The organism is Corynebacterium lemuris (assembly GCF_024919295.1).
Lineage (GTDB): Bacteria > Actinomycetota > Actinomycetes > Mycobacteriales > Mycobacteriaceae > Corynebacterium > Corynebacterium lemuris.
Map to the genome: position 1 here is coordinate 1 of NZ_JANWTC010000006.1, position 17,666 is coordinate 17,666.

25 protein-coding genes are annotated in these 17,666 nt (G+C 64.6%); 16 read left to right on the plus strand and 9 right to left on the minus strand.

Annotation, left to right across the window (positions count from 1 at the left end; genetic code table 11):
• Window positions 1-124: 124 nt before the first annotated feature.
• From NYP18_RS08850 to NYP18_RS08865, 4 genes are read right to left on the minus strand one after another with little or no spacing between them, the layout of a single operon-like run.
• A complete protein-coding gene (locus tag NYP18_RS08850) occupies window positions 125-1,396 on the minus strand; it encodes a glycosyltransferase family 87 protein (RefSeq protein WP_259427835.1) in 1,272 nt (423 codons plus the stop codon).
• A 10-nt stretch (window positions 1,397-1,406) separates the two neighbouring features.
• Window positions 1,407-3,245 (minus strand): dihydroxy-acid dehydratase, encoded by a 1,839-nt coding sequence (gene ilvD, locus NYP18_RS08855; RefSeq protein WP_259427836.1) that lies wholly within the window; start codon window positions 3,243-3,245, stop codon window positions 1,407-1,409.
• On the minus strand, window positions 3,246-3,788 hold the full coding sequence (locus NYP18_RS08860; protein ID WP_259427837.1) for a PH domain-containing protein: 543 nt from the start codon (window positions 3,786-3,788) through the stop codon (window positions 3,246-3,248).
• Between the two features lie 10 nt (window positions 3,789-3,798).
• Entirely contained in the window at window positions 3,799-5,328 is a 1,530-nt protein-coding gene (locus NYP18_RS08865) for a mechanosensitive ion channel family protein (protein WP_259427838.1), read from the minus strand.
• Between the two features lie 303 nt (window positions 5,329-5,631).
• On the opposite strand from NYP18_RS08865, the gene NYP18_RS08870 reads away from it, so the two are divergent.
• The 3 genes from NYP18_RS08870 (at window position 5,632) to ilvC (ending at window position 9,165) form a co-directional block, all read left to right on the plus strand.
• Window positions 5,632-7,506: an acetolactate synthase large subunit gene (locus NYP18_RS08870; protein ID WP_259427839.1), complete on the plus strand. Its 1,875-nt coding sequence runs from the start codon at window positions 5,632-5,634 to the stop codon at window positions 7,504-7,506.
• Between the two features lie 4 nt (window positions 7,507-7,510).
• Window positions 7,511-8,026, plus strand: a complete 516-nt coding sequence (gene ilvN, locus NYP18_RS08875; protein WP_259427840.1) for an acetolactate synthase small subunit — start codon at window positions 7,511-7,513, stop codon at window positions 8,024-8,026.
• 125 nt (window positions 8,027-8,151) lie between these two features.
• Window positions 8,152-9,165: a ketol-acid reductoisomerase gene (gene ilvC / locus NYP18_RS08880; protein ID WP_259427841.1), complete on the plus strand. Its 1,014-nt coding sequence runs from the start codon at window positions 8,152-8,154 to the stop codon at window positions 9,163-9,165.
• A gap of 21 nt (window positions 9,166-9,186) precedes the next feature.
• On the opposite strand, the gene NYP18_RS08885 is transcribed toward ilvC, so the two are convergent.
• The 5 genes from NYP18_RS08885 to NYP18_RS08905 all read right to left on the minus strand — a co-directional run bounded on the left by NYP18_RS08885 (window position 9,187) and on the right by NYP18_RS08905 (window position 12,579).
• A complete protein-coding gene (locus tag NYP18_RS08885; protein ID WP_259427842.1) occupies window positions 9,187-10,404 on the minus strand; it encodes a tyrosine-type recombinase/integrase in 1,218 nt (405 codons plus the stop codon).
• A gap of 97 nt (window positions 10,405-10,501) precedes the next feature.
• Complete coding sequence (locus NYP18_RS08890) at window positions 10,502-10,927, minus strand: hypothetical protein (protein ID WP_259427843.1); 426 nt, start codon at window positions 10,925-10,927, stop codon at window positions 10,502-10,504.
• Window positions 10,928-10,955: 28 nt separating this feature from the next.
• Window positions 10,956-11,729 carry a PH domain-containing protein gene (locus tag NYP18_RS08895; protein WP_259427844.1) on the minus strand — a complete coding sequence of 258 codons (774 nt, stop codon included), beginning with the start codon at window positions 11,727-11,729 and terminating at the stop codon, window positions 10,956-10,958.
• Entirely contained in the window at window positions 11,726-12,103 is a 378-nt protein-coding gene (locus NYP18_RS08900; protein ID WP_259427845.1) for an ImmA/IrrE family metallo-endopeptidase, read from the minus strand. Before NYP18_RS08900 ends, NYP18_RS08895 begins: the two co-directional genes overlap by 4 nt.
• 8 nt (window positions 12,104-12,111) lie before the next feature.
• Entirely contained in the window at window positions 12,112-12,579 is a 468-nt protein-coding gene (locus tag NYP18_RS08905) for a hypothetical protein (RefSeq protein ID WP_259427846.1), read from the minus strand.
• Between the two features lie 162 nt (window positions 12,580-12,741).
• Between NYP18_RS08905 and NYP18_RS08910 the strand changes: the two genes are divergently transcribed.
• The 13 genes from NYP18_RS08910 to NYP18_RS08970 all read left to right on the plus strand — a co-directional run bounded on the left by NYP18_RS08910 (window position 12,742) and on the right by NYP18_RS08970 (window position 17,665).
• Window positions 12,742-12,966, plus strand: coding sequence for a helix-turn-helix domain-containing protein (locus NYP18_RS08910; protein WP_259427847.1), 225 nt, complete (start codon window positions 12,742-12,744; stop codon window positions 12,964-12,966).
• 38 nt (window positions 12,967-13,004) lie between these two features.
• A complete protein-coding gene (locus NYP18_RS08915) occupies window positions 13,005-13,241 on the plus strand; it encodes a hypothetical protein (RefSeq protein ID WP_259427848.1) in 237 nt (78 codons plus the stop codon).
• Between the two features lie 109 nt (window positions 13,242-13,350).
• Window positions 13,351-13,602, plus strand: a complete 252-nt coding sequence (locus NYP18_RS08920; protein ID WP_259427849.1) for a hypothetical protein — start codon at window positions 13,351-13,353, stop codon at window positions 13,600-13,602.
• Window positions 13,603-13,848: 246 nt separating this feature from the next.
• The gene (locus NYP18_RS08925; protein WP_259427850.1) at window positions 13,849-14,082 is read left to right on the plus strand and encodes a hypothetical protein; all 234 of its coding nucleotides are present in this window, start codon (window positions 13,849-13,851) and stop codon (window positions 14,080-14,082) included.
• A gap of 265 nt (window positions 14,083-14,347) precedes the next feature.
• Entirely contained in the window at window positions 14,348-15,286 is a 939-nt protein-coding gene (locus NYP18_RS08930) for a ParB N-terminal domain-containing protein (protein WP_259427851.1), read from the plus strand.
• A complete protein-coding gene (locus tag NYP18_RS08935; protein WP_259427852.1) occupies window positions 15,265-15,837 on the plus strand; it encodes a hypothetical protein in 573 nt (190 codons plus the stop codon). The genes NYP18_RS08930 and NYP18_RS08935 overlap by 22 nt, the downstream gene beginning before the upstream one ends.
• A 91-nt stretch (window positions 15,838-15,928) precedes the next feature.
• Window positions 15,929-16,120, plus strand: a complete 192-nt coding sequence (locus tag NYP18_RS08940; protein WP_259427853.1) for a helix-turn-helix domain-containing protein — start codon at window positions 15,929-15,931, stop codon at window positions 16,118-16,120.
• Window positions 16,117-16,281, plus strand: coding sequence for a hypothetical protein (locus NYP18_RS08945; RefSeq protein ID WP_259427854.1), 165 nt, complete (start codon window positions 16,117-16,119; stop codon window positions 16,279-16,281). The genes NYP18_RS08940 and NYP18_RS08945 overlap by 4 nt, the downstream gene beginning before the upstream one ends.
• The gene (locus NYP18_RS08950; RefSeq protein ID WP_259427855.1) at window positions 16,278-16,505 is read left to right on the plus strand and encodes a hypothetical protein; all 228 of its coding nucleotides are present in this window, start codon (window positions 16,278-16,280) and stop codon (window positions 16,503-16,505) included. Before NYP18_RS08945 ends, NYP18_RS08950 begins: the two co-directional genes overlap by 4 nt.
• Entirely contained in the window at window positions 16,502-16,720 is a 219-nt protein-coding gene (locus NYP18_RS08955) for a helix-turn-helix domain-containing protein (protein ID WP_259427856.1), read from the plus strand. The genes NYP18_RS08950 and NYP18_RS08955 overlap by 4 nt, the downstream gene beginning before the upstream one ends.
• Window positions 16,717-17,232 carry a hypothetical protein gene (locus tag NYP18_RS08960; RefSeq protein ID WP_259427857.1) on the plus strand — a complete coding sequence of 172 codons (516 nt, stop codon included), beginning with the start codon at window positions 16,717-16,719 and terminating at the stop codon, window positions 17,230-17,232. Before NYP18_RS08955 ends, NYP18_RS08960 begins: the two co-directional genes overlap by 4 nt.
• Complete coding sequence (locus tag NYP18_RS08965; RefSeq protein ID WP_259427858.1) at window positions 17,229-17,378, plus strand: hypothetical protein; 150 nt, start codon at window positions 17,229-17,231, stop codon at window positions 17,376-17,378. The genes NYP18_RS08960 and NYP18_RS08965 overlap by 4 nt, the downstream gene beginning before the upstream one ends.
• On the plus strand, window positions 17,375-17,665 hold the full coding sequence (locus NYP18_RS08970) for a hypothetical protein (RefSeq protein WP_259427859.1): 291 nt from the start codon (window positions 17,375-17,377) through the stop codon (window positions 17,663-17,665). Before NYP18_RS08965 ends, NYP18_RS08970 begins: the two co-directional genes overlap by 4 nt.
• The last annotated feature ends 1 nt before the right edge of the window (window position 17,666 follow it).

The following is a 17,666-nucleotide window of genomic DNA, read 5'->3' on the forward strand; positions in this document are numbered from 1 at the left end:
ATGACGGTTGCATCGTGGTCACCCCCTGTCGAACATCCGTCGCTTCCTTGTTCGATTCTGACGCTAGACCACGACCCTGACATGAGGGTGGGGGATGGGGGTGAACTTTCGATGAAAAGGCAGGTCAGGAAAGTGCTGGAACCCGTGGAACCTGCCGTAGGGCGAGTGCCCAGGCGATGAGCACGGCGATGCCCAGCCACACGAAATCGGAGACGAGGAATTTGTCCACGGCGTTGAAATAGTGGATCTCCACGGAGTCGCCGAACCACCACTTCGGGGGCTGGGTGAGCACGAGGACGGACCACAGGAGAACAAGGGCGGACAGTGTCACGGGGGCGCGGAGCACCGTCAGGCAACGCCAGGCGAGGACCGGCAGCAGCAGAGTCAGCCAGACCCAGTGGTGGGACCAGGAGACGGGGGAGATCAGCAGCATGATGACGGCGTTGACGAGGGCGGCGTCGATAAGCATGTCGCGGCGGAAGAGCGCGATCATCAGCCACCCGCCGAGCACGATCGTCAACAGGGCGAATACCAGCCAGATGATGTTGGTCAGGGTTGAGTTTGCGTCGAGGGCGGCGTCGCTGGTCCACCAGCGCATGAGCATGCCCTTGAGGGAGCTGTTGGACTGGTAGACGGCGCTGACGCCGAACTCGCTGTCGGTGCCCATGCCCAGCAGGACGGTGGAGAAGTAGTCGACGGTCGCGTCCCAGCGGACCAGCGCGGCCAGCCCCGTGACCACGAGGGCGGAGACGCCGGCGGTGATGATGGCGCGGAAATCGCGACGCAGGAGGAAATACAGCAGCATCGCCAGAGGGGTGATCTTGATGGCCGCCGCGATGCCGATGAGACTGCCCTGCGGCAGGAAACGTCGCCTGGGCACGAGATCGAGTACGACCAGCGCCATGATCACCACGTTGACCTGCGCGAAGCCCGCGTTCAGCCAGACGGGTTCGATGAGCAGCACCGCCGGCCAGGTCACAGCGGTCAGCGCCGCCAGGCCGCGCTTATCGACACTCCCGCGCGTCACCGCCCGCAGCACGAACCACAGGCAGATCAGGATCAGGGCAGAGGAGACCATGATGATGATGTCGCCGGCGAGGTCGTGGTGGATGGCGTCGAAGACCGTGAGGGGCACGAGAATGAGGGCACCGAACGGGGGATAGATGAACGGCAGCGCCAGGTCACCGGCGTACATGGGGACCGAGTACATCTCACGGCCCTCGAGGAAGGCTCGCACACCCTCGCGGTAGATGATCATGTCGACGGGGAAGTCGGTGATCATCAGCTGGCGCCCGGTGACGCCGAAGCCCGCGACCAGTCCCAGGGCGGTCACCATCTTGAGGATGGTGTCCAGGGAAAGATTCGCGGGCTTCAGGGATGTATCGGGGGAACTCACCCGGCCGATGTTAGTCGACCTGGCGGACAGCACCCTTATCGGCCGAGGTGGCCATCGCGGCGTACGCACGCAGCGCCTTGGTGACGACACGCTCACGGTCGGGGGTCCAGGGCTTCTCGCTGGCCTCCATCTCCGCGCGGCGGGTCTCGATCTCCTCGTCCGGCAGATCCAGCGACAGACGGCGGGTCTGGACATCGATGGTGATCGGGTCACCGTTGCGCACCAGGCCGATGAGACCACCGTGGGCGGCCTCGGGGGAGATGTGGCCGATGGACAGTCCGGAGGTTCCGCCGGAGAAGCGGCCGTCGGTGATCAACGCGCAGGCCTCACCCAGGCCGGCACCCTTGAGGAAGGAGGTCGGGTGGAGCATCTCCTGCATGCCGGGACCGCCGGCGGGACCCTCGTAGCGGATGACCACGACCTCACCGGGCTGGACCTCGCGCTTGAGGATCGTGGAGACGGCCGCCTCCTGGGAGTCGACGACGCGGGCCGGGCCGGTGAAGCTCCAGAGCTCCTCCTTGACGCCGGCGGTCTTGAGGACGGACCCGTCCGGGGCCAGGTTGCCGCGCAGGACCACCAGGCCACCATCGGCGGAGTGGGCGTGCCCGACGCTGTGGATGCAGCCGCTCTCCGCGTCGGTGTCCAGGGAGCTCCAGCGGTTGTCGGTGGAGAAGGGCTCGGTGGTGCGCACGCCACCCGGGGCGGCGTGGAAGAGGTCGAGGGCCTCGTCGGTGGCCTTGCCGCCACGGATGTCCCAGTCATCGAGCCACTCGCCGAGTGAGTTGTAACTGATGGTGTGCACGTCTTCGCTGAGCAGGTCAGCACGGCGCAACTCACCCAGGATGGCGGGGATACCGCCGGCACGGTGGACATCCTCCACGTGGTAGTCCCCGTTGGGGGCGACCTTGGACAGGCAGGGGACCTGGTGGGAGATCTCCTCGATGTCGCTGAGGTCGAAGTCGATCTCACCCTCCTGCGCGGCGGCCAGGGTGTGCAGGATCGTGTTGGTGGAGCCACCCATGGCCATGTCCAGCGCCATGGCGTTGCGGAAGGCCTCCTTGGTGGCGACATTACGCGGCAGGACGGACTCGTCCTCCTCGCCGTAGTAGCGGCGGCACAGGTCGACGATGGTCTCGCCGGCCTGCTCGAAGAGGCGGCGGCGGGCTGAATGGGTGGCCAGCGTGGTGCCGTTGCCCGGCAGGGACAGGCCCAGTGCCTCGGTGAGGCAGTTCATCGAGTTGGCGGTGAACATGCCGGAGCAGGAACCACAGGTCGGGCAGGCGGACTCCTCGATGGTCGCCAGGTCGGCATCCGAGATGGCCTCGTTCGCGGAGGCGGCGATCGCGGTGATCAGGTCCGTGGGGGCCTGGGCGACACCGTCGACGACGACGGCCTTGCCGGCCTCCATCGGGCCGCCGGAGACGAAGACGGCGGGGATGTTCAGGCGCAGCGCGGCGTTGAGCATGCCCGGGGTGATCTTGTCACAGTTGGAGATGCAGACCATGGCGTCGGCGGTGTGCGCGTTGACCATGTACTCGACGGAGTCGGCGATGATCTCACGGGAAGGCAGCGAATAGAGCATGCCGCCGTGGCCCATGGCGATGCCGTCATCCACGGCGATGGTGTGGAACTCCTTCGGCACGCCGCCCGCGGCGCGGACGGCATCGGCGACGATGTCCCCGACGTTCTTCAGGTGGACGTGACCCGGCACGAACTGGGTGTAGGAGTTGACGATCGCGACGATCGGCTTGCCGAACTCGTGCTCCTGGGTGCCGGTGGCACGCCACAGGGCGCGGGCTCCGGCGGCGTTACGGCCGACGGTGGTGACTCGGGATCGAAGCGGGATCACTTAGTTGCTCCTTGAATTGTTGATGGTGTCGGGGTTGTCGGGGTTCTTCCCGGCAGATTCCTGCCGGGCAGCGTACTCCTCCTTCGAGATGAGGATCTGCTCCCCATCCCGTCGGATGATGGTCACCTTGTCCTCGGCGGCCTCCTCGGCGGAACCCACCACGTCCGGGATCCGGCCGCGGGAGGCCTCCGCGAGCCTCGGCAGGGAGTTGAAGGTCACGGCGGGCAGAGGGTGGGATTTCCCGTCCTTCGTGGTCAGCAGCGCACGCGAACCCTTGAAGGCGATGCCGGCCATGTTCTCCCACTTGATGAAGCGGGAGCCGCGGAAGGCGTACCGGATGTCCACACCCTTCTCGCCCACCGTCGTGCGGGCCCGCAGAACCCAGACGATGAAGAGGACGGGGACGATGAGTACCCAGAAAAGGTACTGCGGGGCGGAACCGATGACCAGCAGCGCGATGGCGCTCATCAGTACGGCAGCGAGGATGTGGGTGCGTTCCGGCCTGAACTGCACGGACTCTGCGTGCACAGCGTCTGAACTCATGGGATCAATGCTAGTTCAGGGTGGTCGGGGCGCCGGTCTCCGGGGTGACCTGCGGCTGGGTGGCGGTCGGCTGCTGGGTGGCGGTGGGAGTGGCCGCCGGCTCCTGCTCCGGTTCCTCCTCGACGCCGAAGGGGGCGGGGGTCGGTTCCGGGGTGGCGGTGGGGGCGGTGGGGGTGGTGGGGAGGAAGGTCCCGGTGGGCGGGGTCTGTTCCGGCACGAAGGTCTGCTGCGGTTCCGGTTCCGGCGTCGGGGTGGGCTCGGTGGTGACGGGGGCGGGATTCACCGGACGCGGGGCGAGGATGCCGGAGGGGCCGCCTTCGCCGGCCTCGACGGTCAGGCTCTTGAGAATGAGCAGGGTGAACAGCACCCCGAAGAGGTAGGTGGTGGAGGGGCGGACCCGTCCGCCGACAGAGGCGAACCGTTTCCACCCTGAGACGGGCTCATCGTTGCGGAACACGCCCCCGGCGGGGGTCTCCTCCTCGACGGTGTCCTCCGGTTCGTCGCCCTGGACACCGCGGTCGACGACGGCCGGGTCCCGGCCCTCCTCGTCGGCGAAACCCTCCGGGACGGTGGCCTCCTCGTCGTTGGCGGAGTCCCTGGTGCCGGGCATCGGGGCGTCGATGAGCGGGGAGCGGGTCATGGCCGCGGTGGTGACCGTGTCCACGCGGTCCTTGACCTCACCGGTGACGGTGGTGGCGGAGCCGTACTCGTTCCAGAACTCGTCGAGGATCTCGGTGCGGATGGCACGTTCGACGAGCCACTGGGAGCCGGCCTGGACCTGGATCATGAAACGCATGTCCACGGTCCAGGGCATGCCGACGGTTGCGGGCGGGTTGACGTCAACAGCCGGGTGGACGTCGAGCTCGCCGATGAGCTCGGCGGCGACATCGGGGCGTCTTAAAGCGCGGCGGGTGGCCGCCTCGGAGCGGTTGATGGCGTCCTCCGCGTCATCGGAACCCAGCAGTGGTACCGGCATGACCACGACGGCTCGGGACCAGTAGTTGGAGGAGTTGATGGCCACCCGGGCGGTGGAGTTGGGGATGATCACCGTCTCCTGTTTGAGGGTGCGGATGCGGGTGGCGCGCATGGTGACCTGGATGACAGTGCCCTCGACGACGATGCCGTTACCCTCGAAACGGACCCAGTCGCCGACACCGAACTGCTTCTCCGTGAGGATGAACAGCCCGGCGAGGAAGTCGGCGATGATCGACTGGGCGCCGAAACCGATGGCCGCCGAGACGACGGTCGCGGGGATGGCGGCGCCGGCCAGTGAGAAACCGACGGCCTGCAACAGGAATATGAGCAGCAGGAAGAAGGCAATGATCTGGGCGATGTAGATGGCGACGCCGGTGAGGGCCAGACGGGTCTTGGATTCGTCGACGTCGGTGGATTCCTCGATGCCGCGGGACAGCCAACGTTGCGCGAAGCGGCCGATCCGGGGGACGAGGAGTGCCATGACGAGCAGGATCGCCAGGGTCAGACCCACGTCGGCGATCCAGTGCCAGGCACGGTTCAGTAGATAGGTGACGAACTCAAGCATGGCGCCCACGATACGACTATCCGCAAATCGGTGTGTATGATCGTCGTCATGATCAGTATTCGACTTCGGGTAGTAGCTGCGCGGCGCCTGCCGTAACGACTTCCCGCCCGGTCGTATCGACAAGCGCCCTCGACAGCACCCACCATCAGTGTCTGTTCGGGGGCTTTGTCATTAGTGTTCATCAATGGTCACAGACAACTTTTGTCGCCGCCTGCGATCCGGTGCACCCACTCCACACCACAGGGGTGGTTGCCGGGTAGCGTATCCAACTGCATTGTCCTTGTGAATTAGGAGCTAGATAACGTGGCAGCTTCGCAATCGCCCACCCCGGCCACGGTCGCCAAGAAGGCGCCCGGTGCCGCTGACGCCCCGGAGCGGATGACCGGCGCCCAGGCGATCGTCCGTTCCCTGGAGGAGCTCGGCACCGACATCGTCTTCGGCCTGCCCGGTGGAGCCATCCTCCCGCTGTATGACCCGCTGTTCTCGTCCACCAAGCTGCGCCACGTGCTGGTGCGTCATGAGCAGGGCTCCGGCCACGCAGCCACCGGTTACGCACAGGTCACCGGCAAGGTCGGCGTGTGCATCGCCACCTCCGGTCCGGGTGCCACCAACCTGGTCACCCCGCTGGCCGACGCCAACCTTGATTCGGTCCCGATGGTCGCCATCACCGGCCAGGTCGGCCGCAGCCTGCTGGGCACCGACGCCTTCCAGGAGGCGGACATCCGTGGGGTCACCATGCCGATCACGAAGCACAACTTCATGGTCACCGACCCCCACGACATCGCCCGCACCCTGGCCGAGGCATTCCACCTCGCGCTGACGGGCCGTCCGGGACCGGTCCTGGTGGACATCCCGAAGGACATCCAGAACGCGGAGTTCGACTTCGTCTGGCCGCCCAAGATCGACCTGCCGGGCTACAAGCCGGTGACCACGCCGCACTCGCGCCAGATCACCCAGGCCGTCCAGCTCATCGCAGAGTCCGAGCGGCCCTGCCTCTACATCGGCGGCGGCGTCATCAAGGCCGACGCGCACAAGGAGCTGCTGGACTTCGCCGAGTACACCGGCATCCCGGTCGTGACCACTCTCATGGCCCTCGGTGCGTTCCCGGAGTCCCACCCGCAGAACATGGGCATGCCCGGCATGCACGGTGCCGTCCCGGCCGTCGGCGCCATGCAGCGCGCTGACCTGCTCATCGCCATCGGCGCGCGTTTCGACGACCGCGTCACCGGCAACCTCGACGATTTCGCCCCCGACGCCCAGGTCATCCACGCTGACATCGACCCGGCCGAGATCGGCAAGATCCGCGAGGTCACCGTCCCGATCGTCGGCGACGCCCGCGAGGTCCTCTCCGCCCTGGCACGCACCTACAAGTCCGCCAAGAACATCAACCCGCCGGCCATCGGCCCGTGGGTCGGGTACCTCAACGGGCTCAAGGAGCGTTTCCCGCGCGGCTACGAGAAGCAGTCCGACGGGATGCTCTCCCCGCAGTTCGTCATCGAGACCCTGTCGAAGGAGGTCGGACCGGAGGCCATCTACGTCGCCGGTGTCGGCCAGCACCAGATGTGGGCCGCGCAGTTCATCGACTTCGAGAACCCGCGCACCTGGCTCAACTCCGGTGGCCTGGGCACCATGGGTTACGCCGTGCCCGCCGCCATGGGGGCGAAGGCCGGTCAGCCCGAGAAGGAGGTCTGGGCGATCGACGGTGACGGTTGTTTCCAGATGACCAACCAGGAGCTGACCACCGCTGCCGTCGAGGGGTTCCCGATCAAGGTCGCCCTGATCAACAACGGCAACCTGGGCATGGTCCGCCAGTGGCAGACCCTGTTCTATGACGGCCGTTACTCCAACACCAAGCTGGGCTTCGGTGACACCTACATCCCGGACTTCGTCCAGCTCTCCGAGGCGCTGGGCTGCGCCGCGATCCGGGTGACGAAGGAGGAGGAGGTCATCCCGGCCATCCAGAAGGCGCGCGAGATCAATGACCGTCCCGTTGTCGTCGAGTTCATCGTCGGTGAGGACGCCCAGGTCTGGCCGATGGTCTCGGCCGGTTCCTCCAACTCCGACATCGAGTACGCGCGCGGTCTGCGCCCGTTCTTCGAAGGTGACGAGTCCGCCGCGGAGACCCCCGCCGCCATCGATGAGGTCATCGACGAGGCTGCAGAGCAGAAGGAGAACTAGGAAGATGGCTCCCACTGATATCGTCCGCAACACCCTCAGCGTCCTGGTCCAGGACGTCGACGGCATCATCTCGCGGGTGGCCGGCATGTTCACCCGCCGCGGCTACAACCTCGTGTCGCTGGTCTCCGCGAACACGGAGACCGAAGGCATCAACCGCATCACCATCGTGGTTGACGCCAACGAGCTGATCATCGAGCAGGTGACCAAGCAGCTGAACAAGATCATCCCCGTGCTCAAGGTCGTCCGCCTCGAGGAGGAGTCCACCATCGCCCGCGGCATCATGCTGGTGAAGGTCAATGCGGACAACACCAACCGTCCGCAGGTTGTCGACGCCGCGAACATCTTCCGCGCGCGCGTCGTCGACGTCGCCCAGGAGTCCGTGGTCATCGAGGCCACCGGCACCCCGGGTAAGCTGCGCGCCCTGCTGGAGGTCCTTGAGCCCTTCGGCGTGCGCGAGCTCGTCCAGTCCGGTCAGATCGCGCTCAACCGCGGTCCGAAGACAATGGCACCCTCGAAATAACACCCCGAAATCCCATCTGGTGAGACAGTCTGTATATTAGGCCCGCCAGAATGGGTAACTCTGTCTCATGATGTGGTACAAACGACATCAGCATCTGCATAAGACGAAAGGCGAGAAACTCTCCCATGGCTATTGAACTGTTCTACGACGCCGACGCCGACCTCTCCCTGATCCAGGGCCGCAAGGTCGCCGTGGTCGGCTACGGCTCCCAGGGCCACGCCCATGCCCAGAACCTGCGTGACTCCGGTGTCGATGTCGTCATCGGCCTGCGCGAGGGCTCCAAGTCCGCGGAGAAGGCCAAGGAGGCCGGCTTCGAGGTCAAGAGCAACGCCGATGCCGCCGCCTGGGCTGACGTCATCATGCTGCTCGTCCCGGACACCTCCCAGAAGGCCGTCTACGAGAACGACATCGAGCCGCACCTCAACGACGGTGACGCCCTGCTGTTCGGCCACGGCCTGAACATCCACTTCGACCTGATCAAGCCGGCCGACAACGTCGTCGTCGGCATGGTCGCCCCGAAGGGTCCGGGCCACCTCGTCCGCCGCCAGTTCGTCGACGGCAAGGGTGTTCCCTGCCTCATCGCCATCGACCAGGACCCGAAGGGCAACGGCCAGGCCCTCGCCCTGTCCTACGCCTCCGCCATCGGCGGTGGCCGCGCGGGCGTCATCCCGACCACCTTCGAGGCCGAGACCGTCACCGACCTCTTCGGTGAGCAGGCTGTCCTCTGCGGTGGCACCGAGGAGCTCGTCAAGGTCGGCTTCGAGGTCCTGACCGAGGCCGGCTACGAGCCGGAGATGGCCTACTTCGAGGTCCTGCACGAGCTCAAGCTCATCGTTGACCTGATGTTCGAGGGCGGCATCGCCAACATGAACTACTCGGTCTCCGACACCGCCGAGTTCGGTGGCTACGTCTCCGGCCCGCGCGTCATCGACGCCGACACCAAGTCCCGCATGAAGGACATCCTGACCGACATCCAGGACGGCACCTTCACCAAGCGCCTGATCGCCAACGTCGAGAACGGCAACAAGGAGCTCGAGGGCCTGCGCGCCGAGTACGCCGCACACCCGATCGAGGAGACCGGCGCAAAGCTGCGTGACCTCATGAGCTGGGTCAAGAACCCGCTCACCGCAACCGCCTAGTCTGACCAGCGCGGGAGTGGATTAGGGCACCGCCTTCAGGTGCCTGGATCCCGCAGAAATCCCGCAGCCGATGGCGCTGGCGATTGCATCCCGCATTCCAGCGCCATCCCGGTCGAGGATGTGGGTGTAGACATCGAGCGTCATCGACGCCGACGAATGCCCCATGACGGCGCTGACTTCATGGATCGGCCTGCCGGCCGTGATCAACGCGGACGCGAAGAAATGCCGCAGGGAGTGGAAGTGAACTCTCTCCACTCCCGCATGCTTCGCCGCCCGGGCCACGTACACCGACACCCGGGATGACCGCAGCGCCTGGCCCTGAGCCCCACAGAACACCCAGTCTGTGGGGCTCTTGCCTTTCCTCTGCCGCCGGAGAATATCGGCCAGCTGCGGGGCGATCGGGATGTCGCGGCGTGCGGCCCTCGTCTTGAGTGGCCCCCGCTTGCGGGTCCGCACGTCCAGCTGGCGGGTCACCCGGATGACGCCGGCCTTGAGGTCGATGTCGTCGAGGATCAGGCCACACAGTTCGTTGATGCGCATCCCGGTGAGCATGGCCGTGGTCATCATGTCGGCAATCACCGGGTTCGGCTGCGTCTTGTACGTCCGGGGCTGCTGGCCTTTCTGTTTAACCTCGGTGTACTCGGCGCCGCCTTCACGGACGAGGTTGATGACCGTGATGACTTCCTCGATGGTGGGGATGTCTTCACGGCGCACGGATTCATCGTCGTCGAGTTTCGGGATGACGACGGGGGAGCGGATAACGATGCCCTGGTCGATGGCCCACCGGTAGGCCGACCGTAGGCGCCGCAGCTGATCGCGGGCGGTGCCGGGGGCCAGGCCGGTGTCCTCCTTCGAGATCCACTCCCGACAGGTGGTCAGCTGCACGTACCAGTTGGACACGTCTTTCGTTGTCAGTTTCACCGCGGGGTGGTCAGCGATCGGGGGGAGCTGGAGGCGCAGGGTGTTGTCGTAGAGGTCCATCGTGGCTTGCCGGCGTGGGGTGTCGTGCATCCACCCCTCGAAAACCTCACCGACGGTGACCTTCTCATTCGCGGGATCCTGCCACGTTCCCCTGGCGAGCGCCTGGGCTTGCTCGGCGTCGTACTTCTTCGCGGCCTTCTCGGTGGCGAAACTCCGGGAGCGCTCCTTACCGGCAGGATCCCGGTAGCGGACCACCCACGTAGGTTTCTGCCCCTTGTCCTGCGGTGAGCCCTTCTTCGGACGTCGTTGAACGGCCATAGATACACTTGTCCTTGTCTGATCGCGCCGGGCGGCGTGGATTGGATGTCTGGCCCCCTTCACCCCTTGCCCGGGTGGAGGGGGCCTTTTTTCGTGTCTAGATGTAGACGGTGTAGACCTGCATAGCGTTGCCGCCATTCTTGATGGCCACGCCGGCTGCCTCGCGGCTGAATCGACGGTGATCCAGGTTCATGTCTGCGGTTCTCTCGACTGCATCACGGGTGGGGTAGATGTCCATCATGACCACCCCGCCGGCCTGGTTGATGTCATGGCCGAGCTGGGCCCGGTCTGCCCCGCCGGCCGCCGCGTACTCCTCGGCGAGCTTGTCCGCCTCGCGAGTGAGCTGGTAACCCTGCAGGGCGAGCACTCCCGAGTAGTTGCTTTTGACCTGCTCTTCGATGGTGAACGCAGGGGAGGGGGCGCTGGAGCCGGCCGGCATAGAGCTGGCCGCGGTCGCTGCGGGGGTCGCCGCGAGGGTGAGGGCCAGGGCACCGGTGGTGAGGATGGAAATGGTCTTCTTCATGGGGTGAGGGTGCTTTCAGTGAGGAGGATTAGAGGCCGAGGGCCTTGGCCTTCGCGGCCGTGAATTCGTCATCGGTGAGGACGCCGGCGGCGTGCAGCTCGGCGAGCTTCGCCAGCTGGTCCAGGCCGCTCGGCTCGGTGTCTGCTGCCGGGGCTGCCTCGGCGGTGGGGTTGTCGAGCGCATGTCGCACAGCTGACACGAACGCATCGACCTCGTCACCAACGACCTTCTCGACCTTGATCTCCTCGTTCGACGTGGTGATCTCGATCGCTCCGAACACCATCCCCTTCGAAGCGGTGATCGATGAGATCTTGTCGAGAGCGATAGTTCGGCTGCCAGAGCTGAACCCGAAGGTGCCCTTCTCGAGAAGCATGATGCGCTTCTGGGTGGCGACGACGATGCATGTTTTCTTCAGCTCAAGGCCCTGCGTTGCGGCCACGACCCGCTCGTCGGCGTGGAGGACAGTGAGGACTTGGTCTCTGATGCTCCGGTTTTTCACGCTTGTGGTGTTGAGCTTCTCGATGGCTGCGCTCCACCCCTGGTCGTCGAGGAGATGGTCGATCTCGTTGATGATCTTGACGGCGCGGCCATCGGCCTCGGCGTTGTTGCCCATTGCCTCGAGGACGGTGCCCTTCACAGTGAAGGTGGTCGTTTGCGTCTGCCAGAGGACTTTCGTTTCAACGGTCACGGTAGAACCGGAACGGGTCACGGTGGCTTTACGGAATTTCGCTTTCGCGGCCCCTTCGACCGCTGTGAGGATGTCGTCGACAGGCGCGTCAGCGCGCCGGGTGAAGGTGGTCATGGGGATTGTGTCCTTTCGTGGAGGTCTTGCCACACCTCGACGAGATGGGGAGTGACTTCTAGCTCGTGGGCGATGGCTCCTACAGAGTGATGCAGGGCTTCTGCTGCCGCGTAGTCCTCAGGGGTGATGAGGATGCGCGCAGCGAATTCGTCTGCGCGGCGCTCGATCCGGGGGTCTCCCGGTATTTGGTCGCCGTGGTAAGCATGCCCCAGCTCGTGCGCGAGGGCACACCGTCGGGTGTAGGGGTCGAGGTCGTAGCGCAACAGAATGATCCGCCTGTGGTGCAGGTAGACGGCGTTGACGTCGGGCCGCAGTCTCGGGGTGTCCATGATGGTCACCCCGAGGGTTGCGGCGAGGTTTTCGAGGGCAAGCACCCCTCCTCCTAGGGGGCGTCGGGTTCCGTGAGTTCGTCGGTGCGCTCCTGGGCTACGGCTAGGCCGTCATTGGCTTCTTGAAGGGCTGCTTCGACATCGTCGTCGGAAGGGACGGCGTGCAGGGTGGGGTTTGCCGAGCGATCGACGACGTCGTCGAAGGTTCCTTCCCAGTGGGCTGGTTCATTGTCGATGCGGTGCGCGAGCTCCCGGACGAGTTCCTGGTCAGAGGCAAAGCGGAGTGCATCGCCGAGAGAGGTTCCGTCGACCTCGGCCATGGTGATGAATCCGGTGGAGACGAGCGCAGTGACGGGGGAGTGGTGGTAGGCGCGGGCGATGGCGATGACGAACTCGGCGGTGAGTTCGCCTTTGGACAGCTGTCGGTTGAGGGTGGCCGGGGGGATGTCTGCGAGTTCGGCGGCTGCGCGTCCGGAGGAGTTCCCGGTGGTTTCGATGAACCATTGTTTGTGGTTGCTCATGTGAACCATTATGCGCCATACGTGCTCGTGGCGCAAATTGGTTCAGCCGCCATGAGCTGCGAAAAGGTGGGTGGTGTTCAGTAAAGGTTGACAACTTTTGTTCAGTGGCGCATACTGAGTTGGCAGCCAACAATGAGCCACTAAGTGAAAGCGAGGTGCAACATGAGTGGTCACTACGGACTCCGCCCCGAAGTTATTGACCGGGCCCGCGAGCGTCTGGGTGTCACTTCCGACGAGAAGCTGGCCGCAAAGCTCAAGGTCACGGCAGGAACGATCTCCCGGATCCGCCGCGGAGAAAGCCCGAGCTTCGCCACCGCAATCCGACTCCTCGAAGCGGCAGGCGCGCCGGTCAGCGGGATCATCCACTACGAGCAGCCAGCCGCCTAAACCCTTCACCCCCTCACCTCACACGAAGGATTTCCCTCATGAAGATCGCCGACATTCGTTTCGTTGAAACGAAGAATTACCTCGACAGCGACATGGACGTCTACGAGGTCGTGCATAACCGACGGAGCTACCGGGTGAACCACCACCGCAGCCACTCCGGCGAGCAGTGGATGGAGAAGCTGAACCACCCGTCTGGCCGGCCAGTCCGACGCGGCTCCCAGGTCTCCCAGGCGCTGATCGCCAAGGTGAAAAAGTTCAGGGAAACCCGTGATTGACCTAGATCGGCGACACCTTCCCACCCATCCATCCCCTCGAGGCCATCACGCCTCAACCCTCCCCGGTGTTCGATCAGCTGGGGTGTCACACGCACAAGGAGTTTTTGTCGTGCAGATCCATGAGATCTATTCGGCCATTTCCGCCTGGTGTTCAGAGCACGGTGTACCGCTGTCTCTGAAGAAGCGGAAGATCATGGCATCGACCATCCAGTCTCGCGTTGAGGCTGAGCATCGTCGCCTTCATGAAGTGTGGGCCGCCACCCCGGACTCGTACACGGTGCTCACGCACTCTGATCCGACTGGTGAGCAGGCTGTACGCAACGTTCTGTCGGATCTCGTGACCGTGTGGCACCCCAGCTGATGGACGTCTTCAATCCTGAAAGGAAAACCATGGCCATGCACTTCGACGGCACCACGTGTCCGTACCCCAGCATCCATGAAGCATGCGACAGCCCAGCGTGCTGCACCTTGCTCGACACCATCCCCGATTACGAGGACTGACCCTCAGCGGCGCCCCGCTCCATGCGGACACTCGACGTCAAGGTCGAGACGGGGCACTGCGCACCGATCCGAGTGCGCTCATCCCAACCTGAAAGGTTCATCCACCATGCTGGATTCCATCCACGACTTCGTCACCGCTACTTCCTCCAACACCGAGATCTTCGGCGACGGCGTCTGGGCCTTCATCAAGAACATCCTCGGCGCCTTCGGTGACCTGGTCCTGGGTTCCTCCGCCCCGGATGTCACCCCGGAGCCCGAGCCGACCACCACCATCCCGGCGACCCCGCTGGAGCCGGCCACCCCGATCGTCCCGGAGCCGGAGGTTGACCCGGAGGTCTAGCAAGACGGCCCGAGCAGGTGCGTCCCCGCCGCCAGTCGGGGATCGAGGTTCGACACCTCGTCGGGCACTCAGGGGTGTGTGGTTCACACCGAGGTCATGAGAGTCGGTGAAGCTCTCCCCACGACCGGCACCCTTCGCCGATGAGGGTTGTAGCGCGTCGCATCGACGTCGCACGCTGCCCCACACCCCTACCAAACCACCCGAACAGAAACAGCCCCGACGCGAGTACCAGTCGCGCCGGGGCTTAGTCATGGAAGGAGTCCATTTGACCACGCCATCAATCGTAGGTAACCACCCCTACGCAGACGAGTTCCCGATGGCCTCGGAAGAGGAACTCGCCGAACTCACCGAGTCCATCGGCACCGTCGGCCTGATTCACCCGATCGTTCTCACCCCGGACGGCCTGGTCCTCGACGGTCGGAACCGCCTCGAGGCATGCCGCCGCGCCGGGGTCGACCCGATCTTCGAGACCCGCGAGGGTGACGATGACGATTTCAAGGAGTTCGTCATCGGGGTGAACACGACAGGTCGCCGTGAGTCGATGACGGTGCAGATCGCGGCAGCGTCGGTCGCGTTAATTCTCGGGTATGAGAAGCGCATCAATGGACAATGGAAACGGAATTCTGTGCCAGTTAATACGGAATCCCGTACTAACACTTGGAAGGACGCAATTAGGCAAGCCGGAACAGTCCTTGATGCTTTGGGCCCGCCTCACCTCCGAGCCGTCCGCGATGGGGAAACCACTCTCAACGCTGTCTACGAGGAAGCGCGCCGGGAGAAGGAGCGTATCGAGAACGCGGAGCGTCTCAAGGTGGAGCAGGCCCGGCAGGAGGAAGATCGCGAGCAGTACGCGACCGAGTACTTCGATCAGCATGCAGCTGCTGCTGAGTGGCTGTCCTCGAAGCCAGACGGGGTGTTCGAGACGAGGCGCGCCGCGTTCGCTGCTTACCAGGAATACAACCGTGAAGCGCGTGCGGCGGAGGAAGTCCGCCGGCAGGAAGAGGAACGCCGCCAGCAGGAACACCGCGACGCCATCCAGCGCGACGCGAACCGCCTCAAGGGTTTCCTCGTCGGTTACGGCCAGGCCTGGGGCATGCGCGACCACCCCCACCGGGGCGAGGTCCTGGACCTTCTCGACCCCGCCGAGCGGAAACGATTCATCACCATCGAAGGAGAAATCACGTGGCCCGAAATAAAGAACTGATGACCAACGACTTCCTTGAGCACGTCGACGATCAACTTGACCGGCACCGAGCCAAGATCCAGCGCTACTCACCCGGCGCCCCGTGGCTGAATGATGTAGTCGACGACATCGACTCCAGTCACATCTCGGACGACGAACTGCGCCGCTTGTACGTCTCCGAAATCGTCCGCCGACGTGAGGGCGAGGCCACCCGCGGTGTCACGAACATGGCCCGGAAAATGGCCAAGACAGGACAGATGCCGATCGACTGGTTCGAGTACGCCGACCGCCCCATCGCCTACACCGTCGAAGTCCCCGACGAGGAAGGCAAGATGCGGAAGCAGGAAATCCGCGTCACCCTCCGCGCAGCCACCGGCGAGGACTTCCTCGCCTGGGCCCGATGGCGAGAGAAGAAGGCCAACGAAACCCGCGACGTCGAGATGCAAACTGTCAACGTCTTCCGCGGATGGGCCCACGAGATGGAACTCGGAGGCTTCCGGTACTTCCCCGACTACGCCACGGCCATCACCCAGGCCGACGAGGACCACCCGGCCGTCGTCCACGTGCACTGAGCGCGCCGGGCTTTGGCCCATCAACAAAGAATTTAGGCCCGTACCTGCTGGAACAGGTACGGGCCTTCGTCATCCCCGAAAGGAATCAACAATGACGACCCTACCCGAACCCAAGACGTACTCAGTACCCGAAGTGGCCGCCCTACTCGGCTACTCAAAATCCACCTTGTACCAGCACATCCGCGAGGGAAAAGCCAGCGACCTACGGCCAATCCGCACCGGCAACGTCACGAAATTCTCCAAAGCCCACATCGACCGACTGCTTGAAGAAGGTGCAGCATGACTGAGCTTGAGCTCATCGCCCGGGCCGTCGACGTACTGACCAACCCGGAATCTCCGGAAGGCGTGGGCACCACGATCCACTACCTGCTCGGTGCGCTGCTCGGCCTGACCATGCCCCTCACCGAGATCTTCGCCCTCCTACGTGAAGGGGGCTGGCTGTGACCCACGGACACCCCGCCCAGTACGACGCCGACATCACCCGGCTGGGCTATCCCTACACCCGCTCAGCCACGGCACTGCCGAAGGACACCCGGAAGATCGCCGTCATCACCCTCGAGAAGGAAATGCTCGAGTGGCGGGCGAAATACGGCGATCACTTCCCCGACATCCAAGAAACCCTCCTCAAACTCGAGGACCAGATCAACCAAGAAAGAGACCTGCTGTGACAGACCAAGAACGCCACGTCCACGCCCAGGTGACGCATGCCGGCACTCACTCCCGCGACGCCATGCTCCGGGTTGCCGCGGGCAAGAAGGTGAACAAGCAGACCATCGCGTCGCTGGAGAACCGCGGGTGGATCACCCACGACGACTACACGTCGATCCAACTGACAGAAGACGGTGTAGTTGCCCTCCGGATCATCCAGGAGGAGTACCGATGACCGCGGCCGTGGTTCCGGATGCCCAGTGGGTGAGTGTCGCCGACGCTGCGGTGTCCGCCGGATTGAGCGAGACGACGATCCACCGCATGTGTGAAGACGACGAACTGCGCTGGCGCTGGGGTTCGCTCAACAATCAGCGGGCCCGGCTGGTGGACCTCGCGACGTTGAAGGCCAGGCCCCAGGTGTCGCCGGCCAGTGACGTCGAGTGGATCACCGCCGCCGAGGCCGCCGCCCGCCTGGGGGTGACCGCGATGACGATCCACCGGCACGCCATGCGCCACGAAATGCGCTGGGCGTGGGGTGTGATCAACGGCCGCCGAGCGCGGCTTATCGACGCCTCCACCCTGGGCGGGGACTACCGGCCCCGGCATCTTGCCGCGGTCGTCGAGGAGTACGACTTCTTCCGTTCATACGGCAAGTCACACCAGGCGTGCATCGTCCGGCTCGCCGAGTCATTTAAAGTCCAGCCGCGCACGATTGAGCGCTGGCTGGTGGAAAGGAAAACTGCATGACCCCAGATCAGAACAAGTTCCACGACCCCCGGCGCAGGAAATGGCTCGGGGGTCTTCTCATTGCTGTCCTCGGTCTCGGTACCGCCCTGTGGGTCATTCTCCTCGCTGGCCTCGGCGCCCTGGCGTGGAAGACGGTGATCGGATGAGCCTCGACATCATCATCGGCGTCGTCTGGGTCCCGATGATCCTCCTCGCTCTCTACGGGGTGTGGCACGTGGTCGTCGAGAACCGGGAACTGGCCGCCCGGCTCGATGGGCTCGACGAATCATTCGGGAAGATGCTGGACATCATCGACGAGATGAATCACGTCCTCAGCTGCGCCCATAGCCGTTCCCACGTCGCCGTCGACGCTCTGCAGGCTCACCTCAACGGTGAGGACGTCGAGATCCAGGTGCACAAGATGCCGCTGCGCACCACCGACCGTGAGGAGTGAT